The sequence below is a fragment of the Acinetobacter sp. CFCC 11171 genome (assembly GCF_003268405.1).
Lineage (GTDB): Bacteria > Pseudomonadota > Gammaproteobacteria > Pseudomonadales > Moraxellaceae > Acinetobacter > Acinetobacter amyesii.
This window is the reverse complement of record NZ_LQXP01000095.1, coordinates 1-1,084: the sequence shown is the minus strand read 5'-3', so window position 1 is coordinate 1,084 and position 1,084 is coordinate 1. Positions and strand designations below refer to the sequence as shown.

Below are 1,084 nucleotides of genomic sequence, written 5' to 3'. Positions count from 1 at the left end.
CGCAATTTTAAGAAAGAAAAGCCTGATAGGACAAGGATCCTATGAAATTTGTCGTGTACAGAGGAGTTTTTTATTTTCTTCGAGTAGAGCGTTTAGATCAGGTGAATACTGTTTTGTACCTGCTAAAGTTCCAGCCTTTGCTTTGGTATTCCAATTTGAAAGAGTTTGCATTGAAATGCTAAGTTGTCTAGCTGTTTCCGAGACATTGCCTTGATTGGCTTCAATTAATTTGATGGCTTCAGCTTTAAATTCTGTGGTGTAAGTCTTGTGTTTCTTGCTCATGGTAAACTCCTGATGAGTGTGTTTAGTTTACCAAGTTAAAACCTCCTGTTTTTTCAGCACACATCATTTTTTCCCTAGAAACCTCTCCCTAACCCTCTCCTTAAAAAGCATAGGTATCTACACATTTTTTATAAATTGAATGCGATCTGAGCAATCGCATTCAGCTCATCAGACGAATACTCTGACAACAACTAAAGAGTGTTCAATAGTATTGAAAGCCCTGCCAGTATGGCAGGGGCACTTTCTAATTTTCCCCTTTTCTGTTGCCTACCTGAAATTCGGGTGAGAAATGCCCGAATTCTTATATTCTGCTCATCTGTACCACGCTGTACTCGCCATGTCAGCACACAAGCCATACTACTGATCAGTAGCCTTCTCAGGATTGCTTGAGGTGTCGTTTGTAGCCATGCCTCAACGTCATGTCCTGCCTGCTCTTAAGCAATTTAAAATAACACTCAATTGTCCAGCGCCAGTAATACCATGTACTCAATTCTGCTGTATCTATATCCATTGCAACATTACTCAGCAAACACCATCTCGCCACAATTTTACCGTCACAATCCTTAACGACAGAAACAACCAGCCTTGCATCGACAGCATCTCCCTGCTCAGGAGCAACCCGCTTCCCTGAGCTATCTTTCTGCTTTGGTTTTGCTGCGCGTGTTATGCGTATATGGGTCTCACCCACATGTAAAGTATGCTGATTGCCTTTGTAAGAAATATTTTTGATTGAATGCGTTTCTATCTTTTCTGCAATCTCGCCAACTTTGTATGTCTGACCGTGATACTCAACTCGATGACC

At 41.3% G+C, this 1,084-nt stretch carries 2 pseudogenes; both read right to left on the bottom strand.

Annotated features, from left to right (window positions below):
- Positions 1 to 63: 63 nt before the first annotated feature.
- Positions 64 to 282, bottom strand: a pseudogene (locus AVJ20_RS17980) (transposase); the annotation flags it as partial.
- A 128-nt stretch (positions 283 to 410) separates the two neighbouring features.
- A pseudogene (locus AVJ20_RS17975) lies at positions 411 to 1,084 on the bottom strand (transposase); the annotation flags it as partial.